Source organism: Bacillus sp. NEAU-Y102 (assembly GCF_054788175.1).
This window is the reverse complement of record NZ_JBTWFK010000005.1, coordinates 316,292-340,132: the sequence shown is the minus strand read 5'-3', so window position 1 is coordinate 340,132 and position 23,841 is coordinate 316,292. Positions and strand designations below refer to the sequence as shown.

27 protein-coding genes are annotated in these 23,841 nt (G+C 35.6%); 25 read left to right on the top strand and 2 right to left on the bottom strand.

What is annotated here, in order from left to right:
* Positions 1 to 82: 82 nt before the first annotated feature.
* The 8 genes from ACYFX0_RS15670 (at position 83) to ACYFX0_RS15635 (ending at position 7,335) form a co-directional block, all read left to right on the top strand.
* The gene (locus ACYFX0_RS15670) at positions 83 to 493 is read left to right on the top strand and encodes a hypothetical protein (RefSeq protein ID WP_000360864.1); all 411 of its coding nucleotides are present in this window, start codon (positions 83 to 85) and stop codon (positions 491 to 493) included.
* A gap of 10 nt (positions 494 to 503) precedes the next feature.
* The gene (locus tag ACYFX0_RS15665) at positions 504 to 1,613 is read left to right on the top strand and encodes a flagellar hook-length control protein FliK (RefSeq protein WP_000616459.1); all 1,110 of its coding nucleotides are present in this window, start codon (positions 504 to 506) and stop codon (positions 1,611 to 1,613) included.
* 3 nt (positions 1,614 to 1,616) lie between these two features.
* Positions 1,617 to 2,195 (top strand): flagellar hook assembly protein FlgD, encoded by a 579-nt coding sequence (locus ACYFX0_RS15660; protein WP_001143485.1) that lies wholly within the window; start codon positions 1,617 to 1,619, stop codon positions 2,193 to 2,195.
* Between the two features lie 16 nt (positions 2,196 to 2,211).
* Entirely contained in the window at positions 2,212 to 3,435 is a 1,224-nt protein-coding gene (locus tag ACYFX0_RS15655) for a flagellar hook protein FlgE (protein ID WP_000588320.1), read from the top strand.
* Between the two features lie 49 nt (positions 3,436 to 3,484).
* Positions 3,485 to 3,820, top strand: coding sequence for a DUF3964 family protein (locus ACYFX0_RS15650; protein ID WP_000198167.1), 336 nt, complete (start codon positions 3,485 to 3,487; stop codon positions 3,818 to 3,820).
* Between the two features lie 310 nt (positions 3,821 to 4,130).
* A complete protein-coding gene (locus ACYFX0_RS15645) occupies positions 4,131 to 4,616 on the top strand; it encodes a hypothetical protein (RefSeq protein ID WP_000068294.1) in 486 nt (161 codons plus the stop codon).
* 122 nt (positions 4,617 to 4,738) lie between these two features.
* Complete coding sequence (locus tag ACYFX0_RS15640) at positions 4,739 to 5,647, top strand: chemotaxis protein (RefSeq protein ID WP_000075943.1); 909 nt, start codon at positions 4,739 to 4,741, stop codon at positions 5,645 to 5,647.
* A 740-nt stretch (positions 5,648 to 6,387) separates the two neighbouring features.
* Entirely contained in the window at positions 6,388 to 7,335 is a 948-nt protein-coding gene (locus ACYFX0_RS15635; RefSeq protein ID WP_142398753.1) for a DNA-binding domain-containing protein, read from the top strand.
* A 94-nt stretch (positions 7,336 to 7,429) separates the two neighbouring features.
* On the opposite strand, the gene ACYFX0_RS15630 is transcribed toward ACYFX0_RS15635, so the two are convergent.
* Positions 7,430 to 8,230: a flagellin N-terminal helical domain-containing protein gene (locus ACYFX0_RS15630; RefSeq protein ID WP_106081394.1), complete on the bottom strand. Its 801-nt coding sequence runs from the start codon at positions 8,228 to 8,230 to the stop codon at positions 7,430 to 7,432.
* A gap of 108 nt (positions 8,231 to 8,338) precedes the next feature.
* On the bottom strand, positions 8,339 to 9,442 hold the full coding sequence (locus tag ACYFX0_RS15625) for a flagellin N-terminal helical domain-containing protein (protein WP_001222396.1): 1,104 nt from the start codon (positions 9,440 to 9,442) through the stop codon (positions 8,339 to 8,341).
* Between the two features lie 257 nt (positions 9,443 to 9,699).
* Between ACYFX0_RS15625 and ACYFX0_RS15620 the strand changes: the two genes are divergently transcribed.
* From ACYFX0_RS15620 to ACYFX0_RS15540, 17 genes are all read left to right on the top strand, one after another.
* Complete coding sequence (locus tag ACYFX0_RS15620) at positions 9,700 to 10,485, top strand: lytic transglycosylase domain-containing protein (RefSeq protein WP_000635222.1); 786 nt, start codon at positions 9,700 to 9,702, stop codon at positions 10,483 to 10,485.
* A 62-nt stretch (positions 10,486 to 10,547) separates the two neighbouring features.
* Positions 10,548 to 10,772: a flagellar motor switch protein FliN gene (locus ACYFX0_RS15615; RefSeq protein ID WP_000775712.1), complete on the top strand. Its 225-nt coding sequence runs from the start codon at positions 10,548 to 10,550 to the stop codon at positions 10,770 to 10,772.
* 14 nt (positions 10,773 to 10,786) lie between these two features.
* On the top strand, positions 10,787 to 11,773 hold the full coding sequence (gene fliM, locus ACYFX0_RS15610) for a flagellar motor switch protein FliM (protein ID WP_000012361.1): 987 nt from the start codon (positions 10,787 to 10,789) through the stop codon (positions 11,771 to 11,773).
* Between the two features lie 10 nt (positions 11,774 to 11,783).
* A complete protein-coding gene (gene fliN, locus ACYFX0_RS15605; RefSeq protein WP_000680010.1) occupies positions 11,784 to 12,143 on the top strand; it encodes a flagellar motor switch protein FliN in 360 nt (119 codons plus the stop codon).
* Positions 12,144 to 12,155: 12 nt separating this feature from the next.
* Positions 12,156 to 12,476 (top strand): hypothetical protein, encoded by a 321-nt coding sequence (locus tag ACYFX0_RS15600; protein WP_000121178.1) that lies wholly within the window; start codon positions 12,156 to 12,158, stop codon positions 12,474 to 12,476.
* Entirely contained in the window at positions 12,473 to 13,231 is a 759-nt protein-coding gene (locus ACYFX0_RS15595; protein WP_001220582.1) for a flagellar type III secretion system pore protein FliP, read from the top strand. The genes ACYFX0_RS15600 and ACYFX0_RS15595 overlap by 4 nt, the downstream gene beginning before the upstream one ends.
* A 33-nt stretch (positions 13,232 to 13,264) precedes the next feature.
* Positions 13,265 to 13,540, top strand: coding sequence for a flagellar biosynthetic protein FliQ (locus tag ACYFX0_RS15590; RefSeq protein ID WP_001098080.1), 276 nt, complete (start codon positions 13,265 to 13,267; stop codon positions 13,538 to 13,540).
* A 15-nt stretch (positions 13,541 to 13,555) separates the two neighbouring features.
* Positions 13,556 to 14,317, top strand: a complete 762-nt coding sequence (locus ACYFX0_RS15585; RefSeq protein ID WP_001055718.1) for a flagellar biosynthetic protein FliR — start codon at positions 13,556 to 13,558, stop codon at positions 14,315 to 14,317.
* A 10-nt stretch (positions 14,318 to 14,327) separates the two neighbouring features.
* Positions 14,328 to 15,374, top strand: coding sequence for a flagellar type III secretion system protein FlhB (gene flhB / locus ACYFX0_RS15580; RefSeq protein ID WP_001040120.1), 1,047 nt, complete (start codon positions 14,328 to 14,330; stop codon positions 15,372 to 15,374).
* 23 nt (positions 15,375 to 15,397) lie between these two features.
* Positions 15,398 to 17,464 carry a flagellar biosynthesis protein FlhA gene (gene flhA, locus ACYFX0_RS15575; RefSeq protein ID WP_000472586.1) on the top strand — a complete coding sequence of 689 codons (2,067 nt, stop codon included), beginning with the start codon at positions 15,398 to 15,400 and terminating at the stop codon, positions 17,462 to 17,464.
* A 14-nt stretch (positions 17,465 to 17,478) separates the two neighbouring features.
* Positions 17,479 to 18,789 carry a flagellar biosynthesis protein FlhF gene (gene flhF, locus ACYFX0_RS15570; protein ID WP_000446178.1) on the top strand — a complete coding sequence of 437 codons (1,311 nt, stop codon included), beginning with the start codon at positions 17,479 to 17,481 and terminating at the stop codon, positions 18,787 to 18,789.
* Between the two features lie 42 nt (positions 18,790 to 18,831).
* A complete protein-coding gene (locus tag ACYFX0_RS15565) occupies positions 18,832 to 19,605 on the top strand; it encodes a flagellar basal-body rod protein FlgG (RefSeq protein ID WP_001013934.1) in 774 nt (257 codons plus the stop codon).
* 169 nt (positions 19,606 to 19,774) lie between these two features.
* Complete coding sequence (locus tag ACYFX0_RS15560) at positions 19,775 to 21,073, top strand: NtaA/DmoA family FMN-dependent monooxygenase (protein WP_106081393.1); 1,299 nt, start codon at positions 19,775 to 19,777, stop codon at positions 21,071 to 21,073.
* 138 nt (positions 21,074 to 21,211) lie between these two features.
* A complete protein-coding gene (locus ACYFX0_RS15555) occupies positions 21,212 to 21,922 on the top strand; it encodes an alanyl-tRNA editing protein (protein ID WP_460270884.1) in 711 nt (236 codons plus the stop codon).
* A gap of 17 nt (positions 21,923 to 21,939) precedes the next feature.
* On the top strand, positions 21,940 to 22,776 hold the full coding sequence (locus ACYFX0_RS15550; protein ID WP_000343356.1) for a TrmB family transcriptional regulator: 837 nt from the start codon (positions 21,940 to 21,942) through the stop codon (positions 22,774 to 22,776).
* On the top strand, positions 22,769 to 23,494 hold the full coding sequence (locus ACYFX0_RS15545) for an AzlC family ABC transporter permease (protein WP_000030479.1): 726 nt from the start codon (positions 22,769 to 22,771) through the stop codon (positions 23,492 to 23,494). Before ACYFX0_RS15550 ends, ACYFX0_RS15545 begins: the two co-directional genes overlap by 8 nt.
* A complete protein-coding gene (locus tag ACYFX0_RS15540; RefSeq protein WP_000425944.1) occupies positions 23,485 to 23,796 on the top strand; it encodes an AzlD domain-containing protein in 312 nt (103 codons plus the stop codon). The genes ACYFX0_RS15545 and ACYFX0_RS15540 overlap by 10 nt, the downstream gene beginning before the upstream one ends.
* Positions 23,797 to 23,841 lie beyond the last annotated feature (45 nt).

Below are 23,841 nucleotides of genomic sequence, written 5' to 3'. Positions count from 1 at the left end.
TTAATATTTCACAGATTTTTTTGGAAAAAAACTATATAATAGAAAAAGAGAACGTTATAATAGGAAGGGGCTATGAAAACAGGTGGATAAACAGCAGTACGACACAATAAAATTGCAAATAAATCAAGAAAAAGAAAATATTTTAAAAGAAGTGTATGAATTAACAGCTGAAAAAAGAAAAATAGAACAAAAAAAAGAATATGATTTATATGTTGTGAAATCGCGTAGTAAAGTCGTACAAACTGGGCAACGTATTATGGCGGGCATGCTTTCTTCACATACGTTTTCACCTGAAAGAATAGAAGAATGGAATCGAAAAATTAAAAAAACGGAAGGTTTTATTCAAAAAAATGAAAGCCTTTTAGAGCAAGTAAAAGAAAAAGAACGTGTCATTGATGAGATGTATCAAGAAGATTGCAAAAAGCTTGCGAAAGCACAAGAAAAGCTGGAAGAAAAAATGCTTCTGGATTTGAAAATGTGTATGAATGGATGAGGTGAATGTAGTGATACAGTCTGTATTACCGGTGCAACAAAGTTTACCTCCGCAAAAAGAAAAAGGGCTAGAAGTACAATCAAAAAATGAAGATTCTTCATTCGATCGTACGATGAGAATGGAAAATAAAAAACAGCCGCAAACGGAGAAAACGAAACGAGAAGAAGCACCAACAGAAGAGAAAAAAGATTATATTCTTTCTAAAAAATCGGTAACGAAAGAAGAACCAAATGTAAAGAAAGAAGAAAAAAAAGAGACAGAACAGTTGTTATTAGCTGTATCTGAGCAAATGGTTGCAATTGAGCAATTACATGTGCAGCCGGAATTGTTATATCAATACATACAAAAAATACAAGAGCTATATAAAGAATATGGCAATATTAAACTTAATGAATTACCTGCAGCTGAATTACAACAATTACAAGAACTTCTTTCAAATATGAGTATCAAAAATGCTATATGTTTAGAAGATACAATGCAAATGGTATTAGACAAAATGAAGATGCCAGAGCAAACGATGCAAGCATTGAAAGTTGTAGAAACAGAAACTTGTAATATTGCCAAGGAGCAAGAAGAGTCTAAAGAGATAGATCTTCCGAAACTTGAGAGCGATGATGCAAAGGTAGAGTTGCCAGAAGTTGATGCATTAAACGATTCGAGCTCTGCAGGTGCAGAATTATTAAATAAAACGACGAGTACCGAACAAGTAGGGAAATCAAATAGTAGTGCTGAGAAAGTTTCATTACCTGACTTAGGAAAGAAAATGGAAGCGCAAGTAGAAGCGTTGCAAAAATTTGTAGTGAAACAAGAACGTGTTTTATTCCAGTTAAATCCAGAAAAATTTGGTACATTAACAGTGTTTATGAAAAAACACGGAGATCAAATTGACGTTCACGTAGAAATGGAAAAACACGATGCGAAAAAACGTGTTGAAATCATTTTTGATGAATTGAAATTAAAATTAAAAGAAAAAGAAATCAATATTCAAATTAGCTATTCAGATAAAGATGAAAATCGAAAAGAACAGCGAGAACAAGAGCAAAGGCAAAAACAGAAATTAGCAAATACAAATCATGAAAAACAACAATCAACAGAATTTGCGGGATTATTGGAGGAATAAAGCGTGCCAACAGTTGGATTAAATACAACGAGTACAAATCATATTCCGTTACAAACAGGAGCGCAAAAAAGTAATGTACCTGTTAATGGTGTACAATCGCCAGTGCAACAAAGTAATGGAGTTTCAGCAGGAGCGCAAAAGACTCCTGGGGTAATGGGGAAAGATGATTTCCTAAAATTGTTTTTATCAAGTTTCCAACATCAAGATCCATTTAATGCGATGGATATGAATCAAATGATGAATCAGACAGCGCAGTTATCTCTTATGGAACAAGTACAGAATATGACGAAAGCAGTAGATAAGCTGCAATCAACGATGTATTCAACAGCACTTGATGGTGGAATGAAGTTTTTAGGTAAATACGTAAGAGGTGTTGACGGTGACGGAAACAAAGTAACCGGTCAAGTAGAAACGGTTCGCCTTGCGGAAAATAACGATGTACAGCTCGTTATTAATAATAAAGTTGTATCTCTTCGTTTCGTTGAGAGAGTGTCTGATAAACCGATTGGGGAAACGAACCCAGAAGACGCAAAGAAAGACGATCAAAAAGTAACTGAAGAAGTAAAAACTACAAATTCATAAGGAGTGTCCATACGTTATGATTAAAGCGTTATATACAAGTATTACAGGGATGAATGCAACACAAAATGCATTAAGTGTAACTTCAAATAATATTGCCAATGCACAAACAGTAGGTTATAAAAAACAAAAAGCAATGTTTGATGATTTATTATATAACAATTCGATTGGTGCAAAAGGTGACGGTAAGTACGCAGGAACGAATCCGAAAAGTATTGGTAACGGTGTGAAAATGAGTGGTACGGTTACGGATTATAGTGATGGTACAATTACGTTAACAGGTGGCAAAACACAAGCCGCAATGGAAGGTAATGGTTTCTTCGTTGTAGGTGATTCAAAGGGCGGAAATATGGAATTTACTCGTAAAGGTACGTTCGGGATATCTTCAGATTACTATATTACGAATACTGAAGGTCAATACGTGTTTGCATACCCTGCGAATGAGGCAACTGGTGAAGTTGATTTATCTGGAATTCCAGGACCGTTGCAAATTCCAATGGGAACAGCAATTGGTGGTATTCGAACATCGAAAGGGACAATTAAAGGTAATATTCCAACTGGTGAAAAACAAATTACACAAGATTTACCTGTATATGATAATGCGGGGAATACATGGACAATGCGTGTCGAGTTTAAACAAACGAGCGAACATAATTATACATATAAAGTACAAATGCGTAATGACTCGAAAAAAGAAACAGAGTTTAAGGATGTTCCAGGTGCAGGTGGTAATATGACATTTGATGCTGTTGGAAATCCAAATCCGAAAGAGCAAGGGGCCAATATTCCATTTGATGGCGGCTCTATAAAATTAGACTTAAGTCATTTAACAAACCATCCAACAGATAAAACATTATCAGTAACAGACGTAGATGGTAGAGCAGCAGCGACGGTTAAAGATTGTTTCATTGCTGACGGTGGATATGTGATGGTAAAATATTCTGATGGAAGTATGAAATCAGCTGGTCAATTAGCTGTTGCGATGTTCCCGAACGAAGGCGGACTAATGAAAACAGGTAATGGTAACTATACAGCGACGAATACAACAGGTATTTTAGCTCTTGGTGCATCTGGTCAAAACGGTGCAGGTAAAGTACGCGGTGGTGCACAAGAAGGTGCCAATGTAGATTTATCTGTAGAATTCGTTGACTTAATGTTATACCAACGCGGATTCCAAGGAAATGCGAAAGTGATTAAAGTTTCAGATGAAGTATTAAATGAAGTTGTAAACTTAATTCGATAATATATCGCATGGAAAAAATGTAATGGAGTAGAAAGGGTTTTTTATTCGTATGACAAGACAAGAGCGAATTTTACAATTGCCTTTTTTCGAAAATAAACGTGAACTTGCCGAGCAAGTATTAAAAATAGAACGAGAAGAGCATGTATATTTACCAGATCAATTTGAAATTAAGCAAGTGCCTCCGTATTCATTTGGTGAAAAACAAGCAATCATTGGCCGTATCCATGAGTTTTATTTCATAAGTGTTGGTAGCGATAGCGTTTGGAAGTATCAACTGTTTAAGGATGAGATGAAGTGTCGTGAGTTTTTTGTTATGTTGCCAAATATTACGGATCAGCAGATAGCGTTTTGGTTTAATAACATAGAGTTATTGAAAAGTTCTTAAAAAGATCTTAAAAGCTCTTTTTAGGGTTGACGAGAGGACCCAGCGTTGTTTTGGAGCGGTTAGTGCCTAATAGGACCTCGACTGGTGTGTAAGGACAGAGGTATGGAGAGTTACTAGAGTAGTATAAGAAGAGGTAAGCAAAGTTTAGTGTGGATAAACAGTTATGGTCCAGAAGAGTTCCTAGTTGTAAGAATAGAGCTATGGAGGCATACTGAGATGGATGGGGATGAGATAATCATTTCATAGTAGGCCAGTGTGCCTTCTGGATAGTATGTGACGATAGATTTTTATAAAAGGAGAGGTGAGGAGGATGGCGCAAAATAAGTATCGCGTTACATTCATTTCGCCGAGTGAGGTTGAGCAGCGGACTGTAATGGCGGCGAATAGTTTGCCAGATTTAATTCGTAAAGTAGAAAGTATTATTGCAGATCCAAACGGTTATTTTGTAAATGATAAAAAAAATAATTGTTATTTTAAAGTGATTAAAGAAAATGTTATGTTTATTCAATATGAGTTACTATTTTCGGATAAGGAAATTCATATTGAAAAATTAAAACATATAGCACCGGTGGTATTAAAACGATTATTCGAAAAAATAAATGACCCGGAATTATATGCACTCGCGCTACTTGATGTTGATATAGCAACGAAAGAATATGTGCTAGCAGAAATGAATTCTGAGCTGAGAATAAGAGTAGAGACCGAGCTTTCGAAAAAATGGGAAGCAATGCCGACGGAAATTGTAGGAGCACAAGAAGTGTTATTAGAGGCACTTGCTTCGTTTATACAAGATTAATTTTTTTTTATAAAATGAATCGTTCGACTATCTATATTTTTTATATAGGTAGTTGACTTTTTCGCTTTTATAAAGCTTAATAATTAGATATACGGAATTAATGGAAGGGGAGCGACACCTTTATGTCACAAGCACAAAGTATTTTATTAGAAAGCGGAACAAATGAATTAGAGATTGTTACGTACACTGTTGGTGAAAACCTATTTAGTATTAATGTAATGAAAGTACGTGAAATCATTAATCCATTCCCTGTTACAACTGTGCCAGAATCTCATCATGCAGTTGAAGGTGTTGTTCAAGTACGCGGTGAAATTTTACCTGTTATTAACTTGGCAATGGCTCTTAATTTAAAGTCAACAAAGCCACTTGATCAAACGAAATTTATCATCTCAGAATTAAACCAAATGAAAGTTATTTTCCGCGTTGATGAAGTGCATCGTATTCAACGTATTTCGTGGGAACAAATTGATGAACCAGCTTCATTATCTATGGGACTAGAAGAAACGACATCTGGTATTGTAAAACTAGATGGCAAAATCATCTTACTATTAGATTATGAAAAAATTGTATGTGAAATTAGCGGCACTGGTTATGACAATAAATCAATTGCAGGGTTAGAACAAAAAACAGATCGAGCTGAAAAAGTAATTTATATTGCAGAAGATTCAGCAATGCTTCGCCAAATATTAGAAGAAACATTATCATCAGCTGGATATACGAAAATGAACTTCTTCAGCAATGGTGCAGAAGCGTTAGCGCAAATTGAAAAATTAGCGAAAGAGCAAGGCGAAAAAATGTTTGAACATATTCACTTGCTAATTACGGATATTGAAATGCCAAAAATGGATGGACATCATTTAACGAAAGTGGTTAAGGATAGTGAAGTAATGAATCGTTTACCAGTCATTATTTTCTCTTCATTAATTACAAATGAATTATTCCATAAAGGTGAAGCTGTAGGAGCAAATGCTCAAGTAAGTAAGCCAGATATTCAAGAGCTAATTGGTTTAGTTGATAAGTTAGTGCTTTAAAAGCTTCTTTTTAGCCGGAATAGAAGCGCTAGCCAAGTGTTGAGCGGTCAGTGCTTAATAGAGCCCTATGTGATGTTGAGACCAGACATATGGAGTGGTTATAGGTAAGTAGAAGAGCTGGTGTATAACATTTTTCTATTTAGTAGGAATAGAGGAACTACTTATGTAAGGAAGTTTTCAGTGCTTAATAGAGTCTTATGCGATGTGAGTTCAGAGGTATGAAGTAGTTTTAGGTAAGAAGAAGCGAGACTTCGATTGAGGATTTGAAGACTGGGTTTATAACTCTATTCTGTTAGAGGGGGAAGGAATTAGCCATGTGTAAGCATTGGTTAGTTCCTTTTTAGTATTCTATACTTTAAACAGGCAGAAAAATGAAAGGTTTCTTGGGTGTTTGTCGCTGTCTGTGTAAATAATCTTCATTTAGAGATTTTTGATTTAAAAATATAAGCGAACGTATTTTTGGGATTATTTTAGTTAGATTTCGTGGTAACGCAAATTTTTTCGGTGAAAAAATATTCAAAATACCATATAATATAATTAAATGTAATTAATATGCAATTTTACATATTAATAAAAAAACATTTTCCAAATTTTTATACTTTCTATACATTTTTGTATGTTAATTATTTGACAGATAATTTCGAACTGTTATAATATGGATATGTAAAAATTGCTATTTTCTTAAAAGACATGGGAGTCAGATGAGAATTGTGAAAGGATGAGGGGGAGTGGCACAGATTATGTATCACCACACAGCAATTAATGTATTAGGTCTTTTACAAAACATGTCAAATAATAAAATGAACGATATGCAACTAGAGGTGGAATTAAAAAAAATAGAAAAAGAATTCCAAGTAAAGTATGAAGAGTTAGTTGATTTACATAATCGAATGGTATTATTTCAAATAGATATAGAAAAAAATGGCGGGATGCGAGCATATGAAAAATCAGCAATTACATGGCTGAAGTCTGAACTAGAGCTACTATATGAAGTATATCAATTTTGCCAACGTCACGGTTTAAACATTTTAAATATTTCAAAATACGTAAGTAAAAATGAACTAAATCTTTTTCCAAAAACAGAAAGTCAATTGCAAAATACGTATTATAAATTGAAAAAATGTGAAATACCGTTTGAAAATATTGAAAAACAAAAACCAGGACGAAAGAGAAAATATATAACAGTAAAAGAGACGATTGTTGCAAGAAAACAAGAAAATGAGTACGAATTAAAAGAAGAAATCCAGCATAAAGAGGATGAAAAAAATCTTGTAACAGTTATATCTGGTATCGTTGATAACTTTGAAACAATTAATCAGTGTAGTGAAAGAAAAGAAGACGAACTACATCAGTTTATGGAAGGTATTTATAAGCTTTCTAGCATGGCAGCAGGGCGTTCTAGAGAAGCGAAGAATACACGTAGTCTAGAAGGTGAATTGCAGTCGTTACAACTAGAAAATGAAAGGTTAAAACGAGAGAAAGAAGAGCTTGTACAAGATATTAAAGGCATGACGCAGCTTTTAATTCATTTCATTACAAGTTCTGATATCGATCAAATTCGTAAATTACCAACTTTCGTACAAGATTGTAAAATGGAATTACATAAACTAGGGCTATATAATGCACAAGACGGTAAAATGAAAATTATGGTTGATCGTAGTGGACAAGTTATGACCGTAACACAGTAAAAAATTTGGGTACAAAATAAAAGGGAGATACATAGTTTATATGTATTTCCCTTTTATTTTGTATGGAATCGTTCCAAAGATGGAAGATGAACTTTTACGATTGTAGTAGTTTAGAAACCATTTGCGGTATTTGATTTGCTTGTGAAACCATACTAAGTGCAACTTCAGTTAACAATTTAAACTTTAAAAAATCGCTCATTTCCTGCGCCATATCCGCATCTTCAATTCGAGATGCAGCATCTGTTAACGTCATACTTTGGCTATATAAATTTTCAATATTAAACTGTAAACGATTCATCATAGCCCCAAGATTAGCACGATGAAGTGATACATTTTGTAAAGCCTCTTCAATTTTACGAATCGCCGCTCTTGCTTCTTGTTCTGTTGAAATCTTGATGTCATGTTGTGTAGGGGCAGGGGGAATATGTTTCGTTACATTTACTGTATGACCGATATCATCTAATGTAACAGGACGTTTTTGGCCGTCGAACACGGATAAATCATTAAACTCAGTCGTCTCGCCAATATAGCTAATTTGTTCTGTTAAAGATTGAAATTCTTTATTCAGTGAATCACGGTTTTTATTTGAATTTGTACCATTTGCAGATTGAACAGCTAAATCACGCATACGTTGCAAAACATTCGTTACAGTTTGAAGGGCAGCTTCTGCTGTACGTAGCATCGATATCGCATCCTCATTATTTCGAATGGTTACGCGCATACCACTCGCTCTCGCATGCATACGAGTTACAATCGCAACATTTGCAGGATTATCAGAAGCGTTATTTAACTTCTTACCAGTAGCCAAATGCTCCATCGCAACATTCATACGTTTCTCATTCTCATAAAACGACTGTCTAGCATTCATACTCGAAATATTCGTACTAATACGCATAATAGACACTCCTTATAGATTGATATAGTTAGTGTTCTAAAGCTAATAAATAAAAAATAAACCTCTCCGCAAGCAGAGAGGTTTATTCAGGAAACTAACTCAAATGGCTTATTGTAATAATTTAGAAACCATTTGTGGCGTTTGGTTTGCTTGAGAAAGCATGCTGATTCCAGCTTCGTTCAAGATTTTGAACTTAGTCATTTCAGACATTTCTTTCGCCATGTCAGCGTCTTCGATTTGAGAAGCAGAAGCTGCCATAGAGTTTTCTTGGCTTTTAAGGTTTGTTACGTTAAAGTCAAGGCGGTTTAATGTAGCACCTAAAGTAGCACGGCTAGAAGCAATTGTTTCTATTGCTTTGTCGATTTTTTCAACAGAAGAAGATGGATCGAATGCTGTTGCCGTAGGTGCTGTTAGTGTTTTAAATTCTGTATTAATCTTTTCTGCAGCAGCTTTAAGAAGAGCATCAGTTTTAGCTGGATCAGCTACTACTTTATCATAAGCTTTGAAAGCATCTTCCATTTTCTCTACTTCTGCTGGTGTATAACCTGATTTGACTTTATTAAAAGCATTTTTTGCATCTGTAACGTCTTGAGCTTGTACAGCTGCATCTGCAGCTGCAGTTTCTAGTCGTTTCATAGAATTATTAAGTGTATCAAGATCATTTTTGTTAACTGTGTTTGAGCCAATGGCTAAATCTGTAATATCTAAGTTTTTAAGTGATGCAGAATCAAGTGAAATTGTAATTTGTTTATTTTTATCATGTGAGTCAAGAGTTTGGATATTAATAGTACTATTAGATCCGTCTAATAATTTTTTGTCGTTAAACTCAGTGTTGTCCGCAATGTATTGAATTTGTTCTTTTAATTGATCAAATTCTTTTTGCATTGCAGCTTGGTTTTTACTAGTATTAGTCTCACTTGCAGATTGGTTTGCAAGGTCACGCATACGAAGTAAGATGTTTGATACAGAGTTTAAAGCTGAGTCAGCTGTACGAATTAAAGACATGCCGTCTTCTGTATTACGAGCTGCAACGTTTAAGCCACCTTCACGTGAACGCATACGAGTTGCAATTGCAAGACCTGCTGCATCGTCAGAAGCGTTGTTGATACGTTTACCACTTGATAAACGGTCCATAGCATTGCTCATTTTTGTTTGGTTTTGGCGCATGTACTCTTGTGTACGCATGCTGTTAATGTTTGTATTAATTCTCATATTAAGAAACCCCCATTTTTTTATATTGACTTTTCTGCAAATTGAAAAACGGTAATATGCGAAAAAATCAATTTCGAGATTTATTGTAATCCTTGCCACAACGGGTGTCAACTAAAAATTCGAATTAATAAATATAAAAAAATAACAGTTTAACAATATATTCATTTTTTTATTACATAATTATTAAAAGGATTATTGCAAACTTTAAAAAAAAACTCTAATATTAGATTATCTTTGTTTACCGAAAAGGTGATATTATGATAGTTGGAAATATAGTAAAAGAAGTGCTTGCATATAAGAAAGGACAAATTCAGCAAAAGCTAAGTAGTCCACAAGCATTTGTTAGTAGTCGTTTTCAAGAGAAGTTGCAGAGTGAACCTGCGAAGGAGACGAAGGCTACTACTCAGCCGGCAAAAGTAGAGGATATGAGTCAGCCGGTACAATCTACCAAAATAGAAGCGTTTGTTAATAAACCGGTAGAAACTATTAATAAAGTAGAGGAAGCGAGTAAGCCTGAAGAAAAGGTTGAAACGAAGAAAGCAGATGAAGTGCAAGTTGCGCAAAAAGAGTTTGAACGACGTTTCCCAGAAACGAAAAATGAGGCCGCTGATACGTGGGAATTAACGAAGAAGTATAATATTCAAAAAATACGTTCTTCCAATGAAGGGAAGTATGAGGATATTATTGATCGTGTAAGTCGTACATACGGAATTCCGAAAACGTTAATTCAAAAAATGATTGAAGTAGAGTCTAATTTTAATCCGAAAACGGTATCACATGCAGGTGCGATGGGTCTTATGCAACTTATGCCAGCGAATGTGAAAGAGATGGGTGTGAAGAATCCCTTTTCACCAGCTGAAAGTATTGAAGGTGGCGTGAAAGAGTTAAGCGGTTATTTAAAGAAAAATAACGGCGACTTAGTATTGGCACTTGCCTCTTATAATGCTGGTCCTGGTAATGTGAGAAAGTACGGAGGCGTACCGCCATTTAAAGAAACGCAAGGATATATTAAAAAAATATTAAATATCGACGTTTCAAAATAAGAAGTTTCATATATAGAGAGAACATGAAATTTTCGTGAACATGATATGGGAGTTGGCTAGATTTGAAATTACAAGATGATATTCCGTTAACAATTTATTTTGAAATCGGAAATACGAAAAAGAAAATTGAAGATCTGCTTCATATTACGAAAGGTACATTGTATCGTCTTGAAAATTCAACGAAAAATACGGTGCGTCTTATGCTTGAGAATGAAGAGATTGGAACCGGAAAGATTTTGACGAAGAATGGGAAGATGTACGTTGAAATCGTTGAATTGAAAAGGTAGGGAAGGGGATTGTCATGAGTGGCGAAAAATTAAGCCAAGAGCAAATTGATGCCCTGCTGAAGGCGGTAAATGAAGGCGAGGAAATGCCAGCTTTCGCACAAGAAGCAGGAAAGCAAGAGAAATTTCAAGAGTATGATTTTAATAGACCAGAGAAGTTCGGTGTTGAGCATTTACGTAGTTTGCAGGCGATTGCTTCTACGTTTGGAAAACAGACGTCACAGACGTTATCAGCGCGTATGCGTATTCCAATTGAACTAGAGCCTTCAACAGTTGAACAAGTTCCATTTACGAGTGAGTATGTGGAGAAAATGCCGAAAGATTATTATTTATATTGCGTAATTGATCTCGGTTTACCAGAGCTTGGAGAAATTGTTATTGAGATTGATTTAGCATTCGTTATTTATATTCATGAATGTTGGCTTGGCGGAGATAGTAAGCGTAACTTTACGATGCGCAGACCGTTAACAGCGTTTGAGTTTTTAACGCTTGATAATATATTCTTGCTTCTTTGTAAAAATTTAGAGCAATCATTTGAAAGTGTTGTTGCGATTGAACCGAAATTTGTAACGACGGAAACAGATCCGAATGCATTAAAGATTACGACAGCGAGCGATATCATTTCATTACTTAACGTAAATATGAAAACAGATTTTTGGAATACGACGGTGCGTATCGGAATTCCATTCTTATCTGTTGAAGAAATTATGGATAAGTTAACATCTGAAAATATTGTCGAACATTCTTCGGACAAACGTAGGAAGTATACGTCTGAAGTGGAAGTGAAAGTAAATCAAGTGTACAAACCTGTTCACGTTGCAATTGGTGAGCAGAAAATGACAATGAGTGAGATTGAACAAATTGAAGAAGGCGATATTATTCCGCTTCATACGAAAGTTTCGGATGAATTACTTGGTTATGTAGATGGAAAGCATAAATTTAATTGTTTTATTGGAAAAGATGGAACGCGTAAGGCGCTCCTATTTAAAAGTTTTGTAGAGTAGGAGGATCCATATGAAGCATGAAGTATCTCCTGTGTCATTAATGGGATTAGAAGATTTTGCAGGAAAGCGAAATGAAGCAGGTAAAGCACATATTGATACTGTTTCAGATATTTCGATTGAACTTGGTGTAAAGCTTGGAAAGTCATCTATTACGCTTGGTGATGTGAAGCAGCTAAAGGTTGGCGATGTTCTTGAAGTAGAGAAAAACTTAGGACATAAAGTAGATGTGTATTTAAGTAATATGAAAGTCGGCATCGGTGAAGCAATCGTAATGGACGAGAAATTCGGTATTATCATTTCTGAAATTGAAGCTGATAAGAAACAAGCGGCGCTTATGAAAGCGCAAAGTCAAATGCAAGATAAAGAGTAGAGGAGGAGTCATATGTCGTATATGACGACCTTATTTCAAGTCGTTTTACTGTTTGGTGCGCTCGGTTACGGTGCATATTATATGACGAAAAAGACGCGCAAACAGCAGTTTTTTAAGCAGGGTGAAAATGGCCATATTCAAGTAAAAGACGGCGTGTATTTAAATCATCAAACGAGTGCCTTTTTATTTGAAGTGGACGGAAAGCAAGTGTTCACTGTTATTAGTAATAACGGTGTACAGTCTGTGCAATTAACCGGAACAGGAAATCAGTTTCAACAAGCACTAGAAGACGCGGTGAAGACTGAAACGAAAAAAGTAGAGGATCCATCATGAGAATAAAGAAACAGTTATCATTATTAGCCGTTATTTTCGTATTTTCTATCGTTTTTTCAATTATTTTTGTAAATCCAGCGTATGCGGCCCCGAACGGTTTTATTAATTTCGAAAATGGAAAAGAGTTTACGAGTAATTCAAGTGTACAACTATTTGCGCTCGTTACCCTTTTATCATTATCTTCTTCTATCGTTCTATTATTTACACATTTTACTTATTTTATGATCGTTCTTGGGATTACACGTCAAGGACTTGGGGTAATGAATTTACCACCAAACCAAGTGCTTGTTGGACTTGCATTATTTTTATCACTCTTTACGATGCAGCCTGTACTCGGGCAACTGAAGAGCGATGTGTGGGATCCGATGACGAAAGAGAAAATAACAGTAAGTCAAGCTGCGGAAACGACAGCTCCTATTATGAAAGAATATATGTCAAAGCATACGTATAAGCATGATTTGAAAATGATGCTGAAAGTACGCGGAGAAGAGTTGCCGAAAGATTTGAAAGATCTTTCCTTATTTACACTTGTACCATCCTTTACGTTAACGCAAATTCAAAAAGGTTTACTAACAGGGATGTTCATTTATTTAGCGTTTGTATTTATAGATTTGATTATTAGTACACTTTTAATGTACCTCGGGATGATGATGGTACCGCCGATGATTTTAAGTTTACCGTTTAAAATACTCGTTTTCGTATATTTAGGTGGATATACAAAAATCGTCGATATTATGTTTAAGACGGTCGCCTGAAGCGCTTGATGCTATGTGATAGGAGTCATATAAATGAATACGTCACCAATTATAGATATTTTCCAAACCTTTTTTTATAAAGGGGTTATGATTTTAATGCCGATTGCCGTTGTAAGTCTGATTGTCGTTATTATTATCGCGGTTATTATGGCAATGATGCAAATTCAAGAGCAAACGCTGACGTTTTTACCGAAAATGGCGAGTATTGTGCTCGTAATTATCATTTTAGGTCCGTGGATGTTCCAAGAGTTAACGATGCTTATTTTAGATTTATTTGATAAAATCCCATCGCTATTGCGTTCGTACTAAGATAGGTGAACTGAAATGAATATGGAATTATGGGCGGCAACGTTTTTTGCGTTTTGTCGCATTACTTCATTTTTATATTTTTTACCGTTTTTCTCAGGCCGATCCATTCCAGCAATGGCGAAGGTTACAGTTGGACTTGCTCTTTCAATTACAGTGGCCGATCAAGTGGATGTCTCTCACATCAAGACAGTTTGGGACGTTGCAGCTTATGCAGGAACGCAAATTGTAATTGGATTATCACTTTCAAAAATTGTAGAAATGCTGTGGAACATTCCGAAAATGGCAGGGCATATTTTAGACTTTGATATTGGTTTATCACAAGCAAGTTTGTTTGATGTAAATGCAGGCTCACAGTCTACTTTACTATCAACCATTTTTGATATATTTTTTCTCATTATTTTTATTTCACTTGGCGGCATTAACTATTTCGTTGCCACTATTTTAAAGTCGTTTCAATATACAGAGGCGATTTCAAAATTGTTGACGACTAGTTTTTTAGATAGTCTACTCGCAACGTTATTATTTGCGATCACATCAGCGGTTGAAATTGCTCTGCCGCTTATGGGAAGTTTATTCATCATTAATTTTGTTCTAATTTTAATTGCAAAAAACGCTCCGCAATTAAACGTTTTTATGAATGCATACGTAATTAAAATTACATGTGGTATTTTGTTTATTGCGATGAGTGTACCGATGCTCGGTTATGTGTTTAAAAATATGACGGATGTATTACTTGAAGAATATACGAAACTATTTAACTTTTTCTTAACGAAGTAGGGGGACGCGCATGGCAAAGGATAATAAAACAGAAAAGGCCACCCCGCAGAAGCGTAAAAAATCGCGTGAAGAAGGGAATATTGCCCGGAGTAAAGATTTAAATAATTTATTTTCCATTCTCGTATTAGCAGTTGTCGTTTATTTCTTCGGAGATTGGCTAGGTTATGAGATTGCAAATTCCGTAGCGGTGCTGTTTGATCAAATTGGAAAAAATACAGATTCAACCGAGTATTTTTATTTAATGGGGATTTTATTACTGAAAGTATCGGCTCCGATATTAATACTCGTATATGCTTTTCATTTATTCAATTATATGATTCAAGTCGGCTTCCTATTTTCTTCTAAAGTCATTAAACCGAAAGCGTCACGTATTAATCCGAAAAACTATTTTACGAGATTGTTTAGTCGTAAAAGTTTAGTAGATATTTTGAAATCACTGTTTTACATGGGATTAATCGGTTACGTTTCGTACGTTCTCTTTAAAAAGAATTTAGAGAAGATTGTTAGTATGATTGGATTTAACTGGACAGCGTCACTTACTGAAATTATTAGCCAAATTAAATTTATCTTTTTAGCCATTTTAATTATTTTAATCATTCTTTCTATTATTGATTTCATTTATCAAAAATGGGAGTACGAACAAGATATTAAGATGAAAAAAGAAGAAGTAAAAAGGGAGCATAAAGATAATGAAGGGGACCCGCAAGTAAAAGGGAAACGAAAAAACTTTATGCATGCGATCTTGCAAGGAACAATTGCGAAGAAGATGGATGGCGCAACGTTTATTGTAAACAACCCGACTCATATTTCGGTTGTACTTCGTTACAATAAACACGTTGATGCAGCACCAATTGTCGTTGCAAAAGGGGAAGATGAGCTCGCATTATATATACGAACGCTTGCCCGTGAACAAGAAATACCAATGGTGGAAAACCGTCCGCTTGCTCGTTCTTTATATTATCAAGTCGAGGAAGATGAGACGATTCCAGAAGATTTATACGTAGCTGTAATTGAAGTTATGCGCTATTTAATTCAGACGAACGAACTTGAAGTGTAATAGCGCGTTTGGAGGAGATCTCTTTGTTTAAGATAGAGTCTGCAAGAACCTATTTTTCTATCTTTTTAGCAGCGTCATTCGTAGTGGCGCTCTTAATTCCACTTCCACCATTTATACTTGATATCATTATCGTTTTTCTACTAAGTATGTCAGTGCTTATTTATATGCGAGCGACAAGTATTAACGAGTGGGATGAATTAAAGTCATTTCCAACGATGTTGTTATTAATCGGGATTTTCCGCGTATCGATTAACGTTTCGACGACGCGAGCGATTTTGACAGATGGAAATGCAGGTCATGTTATTGAAGAGTTCGGCCAGTTCGTAATTGGCGGAAACTTATTAATTGGTATCGTTATTTTTACAGTATTAATCATATTCCAGTTTATCGTTGCAAACGGTGCATCTCGTACAGCTGAAGTAGCAGCTCGTTTTACACTTGATTCTTTACCGGGGAAACAAATGTCTATCGATGCTGATTTAAACCAGCGTATTATTTCAGAAAAAGATGCACAGGCAAAACGAAAAAAATTAAATATGGAAACAGAGTTTTACGGGGCGATGGATGGTGCCGGAAAGTTCATTAAAGGGGACGTTATTTTCGGGATTGTCATTTTATTCGTAAACATTATTTTCGGTTTAATTGTCGGCATGATGCAGCAAGGAATGAGCTTTGCAGATGCAGCTCTTCATTATACACAGTTAACTGTCGGTGACGGAATCGTAAACCAAATCGGTTCATTAATGCTTGCAATTTCAACAGGTATTATCGTAACGCGTGTATTTGACGGCTCACCGGATACAGTAACAGAAGGTATCTTTAAAGAGTTATTAGCGCATGAAGTCGTTGTATATGCACTAGGTGGTTTATTTATCGCAATGGGTATTTTTACTCCGCTACCGTTTCTACCATTCGCACTCGTTGGTGGAACGATTATCTTCTTAGGCATTCGTAATAAAAATCGAATAAAGAAAGAAAAAGAAGACGAGCTTCAAAAAGAATTAGAAATGATTCAAGGCGAAGATGAGCAACTGCAACAAGTGGAAGATTCATTCGGAGTATTTACGGATAAATATCCGATTATTGTAGAACTCGGTTTAGATTTAGCAGCACTTGTAAAGCAGAAAATTAACGGGGAAACAGCTCGTGATAAAGTTGTTCTTATGCGGAAGTCGATTATTACTGACCTTGGTATTAACGTTCCTGGAATTAACTTTAAAGATAATACGAGCTTTAGACCACGCGGACGTTACATTATTCGAATTAAAGGTGCTAAGGCGGCTGAAGGTGTTTTAAAATCAGGTTATTTATTAGCACTGAAAACACCGAACGTAATGGCTGATTTAGATGCAGAGCCAGCTAAAGATCCAATTTTCGGTGAAGATGGATATTGGATTTTAGAGCATATGGTGCAAGATGCACAAATGAAAGGCTATCAAGTGTTAGAGCCACTTAGCATATTAATTACACATTTAGATGTTGTCGTTAGACGTAATCTTCATGAATTAATTCAGCGTCAACATGTAAAAGACTTAATTAACTCGCTTGAAAATGATAATGGCGTTCTATTAGAAGAGATTAAGAAGAAAGAAATTGATTTATCACTCGTTCAAAATGTTATTAAACAACTTCTAAAAGAAGGTATTTCTATTCGTGATTTACCAACAATTATTGAAGGTATTATTGACGGCAAAGAAATTTATCAAAACCACGTTGACGGTGTGACATCATTTGTTCGTGAATGTATTTCAAAAGTTATTTGTGAAAATGCGAAAAATCCGGACGGAAAAATATATGCAGCGCTCTTCTCTGATTCAATTGAGTTAGATGCGGATGTTGTGAATAATTCATATCAAGGTTACTTATTAAACTGGGATTTAGATTTAGAAACACGTGTCGTTGAGCAAGTGCAGCGCGTCTTTAAGCAAGCACGTTTAATGGGAAGAGAACCAGTGTTATTAACACGTAGAAAAGATTTTAGATTTGCGATCGTAAGACTGCTAGAACGTTATCAAGTGGAAGCACAAGTACTTTGTATTAGCGAATTAGCACCAGAAATTGTTGTGGATCAAATTGCCTATATTGAATAGTAGGGGGTGAAGTAATGGAAAGTACAGAAAAGAAAGAAGCGTTAATGCGAATAAAAGCAGCTTCGAAAAATGAATTGTATCGAAAGTTATTTGACCAATATGGTACAGATTATTATTACGTTGTCGATGAAAGTGTAAAACGAAATATACCGTTTTTCTGGAAAAAGGATTATGAAATGTTAGTTGCTTTTCCAGAAGAAAAACAGGAAGAAGTGAATGAAGGTACAGCTCAATTTCATGAACAGTTAATGGATGTTGTGAATGATCCTTCAGAACAAATTGTGAAGGCGAATGGAATTCAATCAGTACTGCACAATTTAGAAAACGTAACGACTTCTATGTCATACGCGGCGATGCAAACAGGAAATAGTGAAGAATGGGCAAGAAAAAAAGAGAAACTATTAAAGCTGTTCGAAAAAGGAATTGTCGTTGTGAAACCGACGAAAGAAGCGGAAGTAACGAAAAAGAAAAAAGTTGTGAAACAAGTCGTTCAGGTAAAGAAAGAAGAAGTAGCTCCAAAGAAAGAAAATCAAGAATCTGTACCGTTTATTATTCAAAAAGTAATTCGGATGCTAGAACAAAACGATGTAGAACAATATTTCATTTATGCATATGCTGAAAAGTTAAAAATAAAGTTTGAAAATGCAACGATGATTACAGAAGAAGAAGTTATCAGGTACATATTGGAAGATATGAAATCTCATTTTAATACGGAAAACGTCTTTGAAAAAGAAGTACAAACAATCGCATTAATCGGTCCAACTGGCGTTGGTAAAACGACGACACTCGCCAAAATGGCATGGCAATTTCACGGTAAGAACAAAACAGTTGGTTTTATAACGACAGATCATTCTCGCATAGGGACAGTGCAGCAATTGCAAGATAACGTAAAGACAATTGGATCGGAAGTAATTGCTGTGCGTGATGAGGCTGCAATGACAAGAGCGCTTACGTACTTTAAAGAAGAAGCACGCGTCGATTATATTTTAATTGATACAGCCGGAAAAAATTATCGTACGTCAGAAACAGTGGAAGAAATGATTGAAACGATGGGACAAGTAGAACCAGATTATATTTGTTTAACGTTATCAGCTTCGATGAAAAGTAAAGATATGATTGAAATCATTACAAACTTTAAAGATATTCATATAGATGGTATTGTGTTTACAAAATTTGATGAAACAGCAAGTAGTGGTGAATTGTTGAAAATTCCAGCAGTATCATCAGCTCCTATTGTATTAATGACAGACGGACAAGATATAAAGAAAAATATACATATCGCTACAGCTGAACATTTAGCGAAACAAATGTTACAAACATCGTAGAAAAGAGGTGAAGAATAAGGCGCTTGCCTTATTCAAACGAGTATGAACGGTCTTTATATAGGTTCTATGGGTATGATGAATTACATGCAGCGTATTAATGTTCATTCGAATAACGTTGCAAATGCTCAAACGACAGGATTTAAAGCAGAAAATATGACGTCTAAAGTATTTGATGTACAAGACACATATCGCCGAGGAGATGGGGCGGTAACAAATATCGGTTCGGTCGATTACGCTGTAGTACCAGCTGCAACACATGTGAATTTAGTACAAGGAAATATACAAATGACAAATAGTGCTACAGATTTCTTTTTAGATGACGGCGCGGCCGGCACAACATCATTTTTCGTTACTTCTAAAAATGATGAAACGTTTTTAACGAGAGATGGTAGTTTCACATTAAATAGTGATCGTTATTTACAAACATCTTCAGGTGCTTTCGTAATGGGAGAGAATAATGAGCGTATTCGTATTCCAGAAGGAGCAAAGGTTGCTGTACAAGCAGACGGTACATTATATGATGAAGTAACACAAAATAATATTGCTCGTTTACAAACAAAAACAGTAGATGCCGAAACGAATGCTCGTCTCGTGCAACGTGAGAACAAAAGCTTTACACTAGCAGAAGGAAACATTGCTAATTTACCGAACGGAACAGGAATAGTAAAAAATCATATGCTAGAAAATTCAAATGTTGATATGACGAAAGAGATGGCAGATCTTATGACGGATCAAAAAATGATTCAAGCATCACAGCGTGTTATGACGTCATTTGATAAAATTTATGAAAAAGAAGCGAATGAAATATTGAGATAAAAGACTTCCAAAAGTGGGAGTCTTTTTTGTTATTGCTTTTATTACAGTTACACCATAAAACGATAATGATTATCAATATCATTTTATCTATTTTCATAAGAATAGAATTTCATAATGACAGCAACATTTGTTTAACTAAGTGAATTAAAAATAAGGGGATGGTGTGAAGATGTCTAAAAAGAATCAACTTTGCATTGGATTATGTTTAATTTCTAGAAAGAAAGAACAAGAGAATGAGTTTAATTCCGGAATTGATGAGCAAGTAGAGTTGGCACTACAGGCAGAAAAGGCTAAGTTAGATTTTGTTTTTAAAGCCGATTATTTAGTGGCCCACCCAGATTTAATTGCTAGAAATAAAGGGAATGTAATTTTAGACCCAACATTATTGTTTACTGCTATTGCGTACGCAACTGAAAAAATTGGAGTCGTTACAACCGCTTCAACTTCATTTTATCCACCATATATATTAGCAAGGCAATTACAATCGTTACACTGGATTAGTAACGGCCGATTAGGGTGGAATATTGTTACATCCATTGACGGTGCTGAAAACTTTGGTGAGGAAGGGATGCCATCATCTGAGGAACGATACGCGAAAGCGGCAGAATGTACAGAGTTAGTAAGAAAACTTTGGAGGAGTCATCCTTATGAAGTGTTGAAAATAGATAACACTGAAGTTATTAGAGAGATGGCCAAGCCAATTGAACATAGCGGTGAATATTTTGAGGTAAAAGGTCCACTGAATATCCCACAGCATATATCAGGAGAAATGCCATTATTTCAAGCCGGTGCTTCAGAGTCTGGTCGGAATTTTGCTGCTTCTGTTGCTGATGCAATTTTTGCTGCAACGCCAGATGTAGAGTCAGGTATTGAACTTCGTCAAGATTTAAGAAGAAGAGCAGAACAGCATGGCCGAAAGCAAGATGCTATACGCGTATTACCTGGATTATATTTCTTTATAGGTGATACATATGAAGAGGCGCTAGAAATGCATAGACAAGCTCATCAACATCTCACAAAAGAGAAGAGATATGCGTTACTTGAAATGGTTCTCGGATTAGATGCGAGAGGGATTCCGCTAGAAAGTAAAATTACCGAAGAGATGCTGCCAAGTCGGGATCAAACTGTACGTAGTAAAACACATGCAGAATTATTACGGCATTTCATTATTAAAAATGAACCAACAGTTGAACAAATACTAGAGCGACCAGAAGTTGTTGGATCGGCTCATTGGGTTGCGGTTGGTACACCAAAAGACGTTGCGAAGCAAATTATGGATAGGTTTGAGGCCGGAGCGTTAGATGGATTTATTGCTATTCCAGGAGGACCTCCCAAGTCACTAAATCTATTCTTTAGTGAAGTCATTCCTTTATTTGTGAAGGCGGGAGTATTTAGGGAAGAGTATACAGGTTCTACTTTACGGGAGCATTTGGCGGGAAACATGTTAAATACTTTACAGTTAAAATAAATAATAGCATGTAGAAAAAAGCCTTATTATAAAAGGCTTTTTTTATTTAAAATTAAAAATTCTGAAATATAAGTTGACTGTATGAATATTATTTTTTATATTAGTAGGTATAACTATAACTACTAAAGAGGTGAGAGTATGAAAACGGCATTATATTTAGAAGATGCATACAAAACGAGTTGCGAGACAGAAGTGATAAGAGTGGAAGGGAATAAAGTATTTGTAAAAGAAACAGTTTTTTATCCAACTGGTGGAGGACAGGAATGTGATACGGGTGTCATTGTACAAGATGGGTCTGTATTTGAAGTTGAAAAAGTAAAGAAGGAGCAGGGAGAAATAGTTCACTATATAAAAGATGAAGCTCAAGTAAAATTAGGTCCAGTTAAATTAGAGATTAATTGGGAAAGACGTCATAATTTAATGCGTCATCACTCTTTACTGCATCTTATCGGAGCTGTAGTTTATGAAAAGTATGGAGCTCTATGCACCGGAAATCAAATTTATCCTGATAAAGCACGTATCGATTTTAATGAGTTACAAGAGTTATCGAGCGTGGAAGTAGAAGAAATTGTTGAGGAAGTGAATAAACTTATTAAGCAAAATAAAGAAATTTCCACTCGTTATATGAGCCGCGAAGAAGCAGAAAATGCTGTAGGAATGATTAAAACAGCAATAAATCTCCTGCCAACTACTATCCAAGAAATCCGCATTGTTACAATTGAAAACTTAGACGAACAAGCTTGTGGAGGCACACATGTGAAAAATACGAGTGAAATAGGAACACTTGTTATTGATAAAGTAAAAAGTAAAGGGAAGCAAAATCGCCGTTTTGAAGTAAGAGCGCTTTAGATTGTGAGGGGTTACCGATGGATGAAATTATAAAGGAATTACAAAAGTTAGGATTTTCCCAATATGAATGTAAAGCGTATATTGGATTGTTAAAACATTCCCCAGTAACTGGCTATGAAGTGAGTAAACAAACAGGAGTACCTCGTTCTATGATTTACGAGGTACTCGGTAAGTTAATGGATAAAGGAGCAGTGCATATTGTACCTTCTGAACCAGTTAAATATGTACCAGTACCAGCTACCGAATTAATGAATCGAATGCGAAAAGACTTTGAAAAGTCCTTTGAATTTTTAGATGAGAAATTAAATTGTTTAGAACAAGAGCGACAAATAGATGTAATTTCGCATATTCGCTCAAATGATCGTGTTTTAAAAGAAATATGCAATATAATTAATAGGGCAAAGGAAGAATTATGGATTTCTGTATGGGAAGATCAAGTGCATGAAATTGAGCCATACATTTATCAAAAGGAAGAGGAAGGCGTACATATATTTTCAATCTTATTTGGAGCTCCAGAAACAAAAATAGGAGCGACGTTTCACCATAATTATATGACGCCTCACGTTGTTGAAAAGAGAATGGGTGGTCATTTAACTGTTATTGCGCGTGATGGAGAGGAAGTATTAATTGCGAACTTCTCAAATGATAGCACTTCATGGGCCGTTACAACGTATGACCCAGCGCTAGTTCTCGTTGCTACAGAGTATGTGCGGCACGATATTATGGTTGAAGAAATCACGAAGGAATTTGGAGCTGATAAGTTAGATACGTTATGGCGTGAAAATATAGATTTAGTTCATGTCGTAACAGGAAAACGAACTTTAGAAGGAATGGAGGATGATAGAGATGAGTAAAGCTCAGGCACATGTAGCTTTGCAGAGCGATGATACATTTCAGCAAGGAGTAAAAGATTGTTTACCAACTGTATTTGGTTACTTGAGCATCGGTATAGCAGCTGGTGTAATTGCAAAAACAGCAGGTTTTTCTATCATTGAAATTGCATTTATGTCCACTTTAATTTATGCAGGTTCTGCCCAATTTATATTAGCTGGTATGTATGCAGCCGGTGCTCCTGCTTCCGCAATTATTTTTACTGTATTTTTTGTTAACTTGCGCCACCTTCTTATGAGTGCTGCACTCGCGCCGTACTTTACGAAAATTCCTCTATTTAAAAACTTAATCATCGGTTCGCAAATTACAGATGAAACTTTCGGCGTTGCAGTGCAACACGCGGCGCAAAAAGGATATTTAGGTGAAAGATGGATGATCGGGCTTAACGTAACAGCGTATTTAAATTGGATTCTTGCTACTATTATTGGTGGACTGTTTGGTGAGTGGATACCAGATCCACATACATACGGGATGGATTATGCATTACCAGCGATGTTTATTGGATTATTTGTTCTTCAGCTCATAAGTAGTAAACCAAAACTAGCAATTCATTTAAGTGTTGCAATTGTAGCGATTATCATCGCATACGTTTCACACCTATTTATGCCAGATAGTATAGCGGTTATTATCGCAACCTTACTAGCTGCGACGATTGGAGTGGTGATTGAAAAATGGAAATGAGATTAGATGTATTATTACTTTTACTAGCAGCAGGAGCTGTTACACTCGTGCCACGTATTTTACCTCTACTCGTATTTAGCAAACTACAAATTCCTGACTGGGGTTTAAAATGGTTAAATTACATACCAATTGCGATATTAGCAGCGCTTTTAGCACAAGTTTTATTTATGCATGAGACGATGCAGTGGGATTACCTTATCGCAGCAATTCCCACATTTCTTGTAGCGATATATACTCGTAGTTTATTAGGTACAGTATTAACGGGAGTGGTTGTGATTATTTTGTTACGTTTCTTTTTCTAAAAAGGATTACGCTCATATAATAGCGAAAGGTGTAATAACATGAAA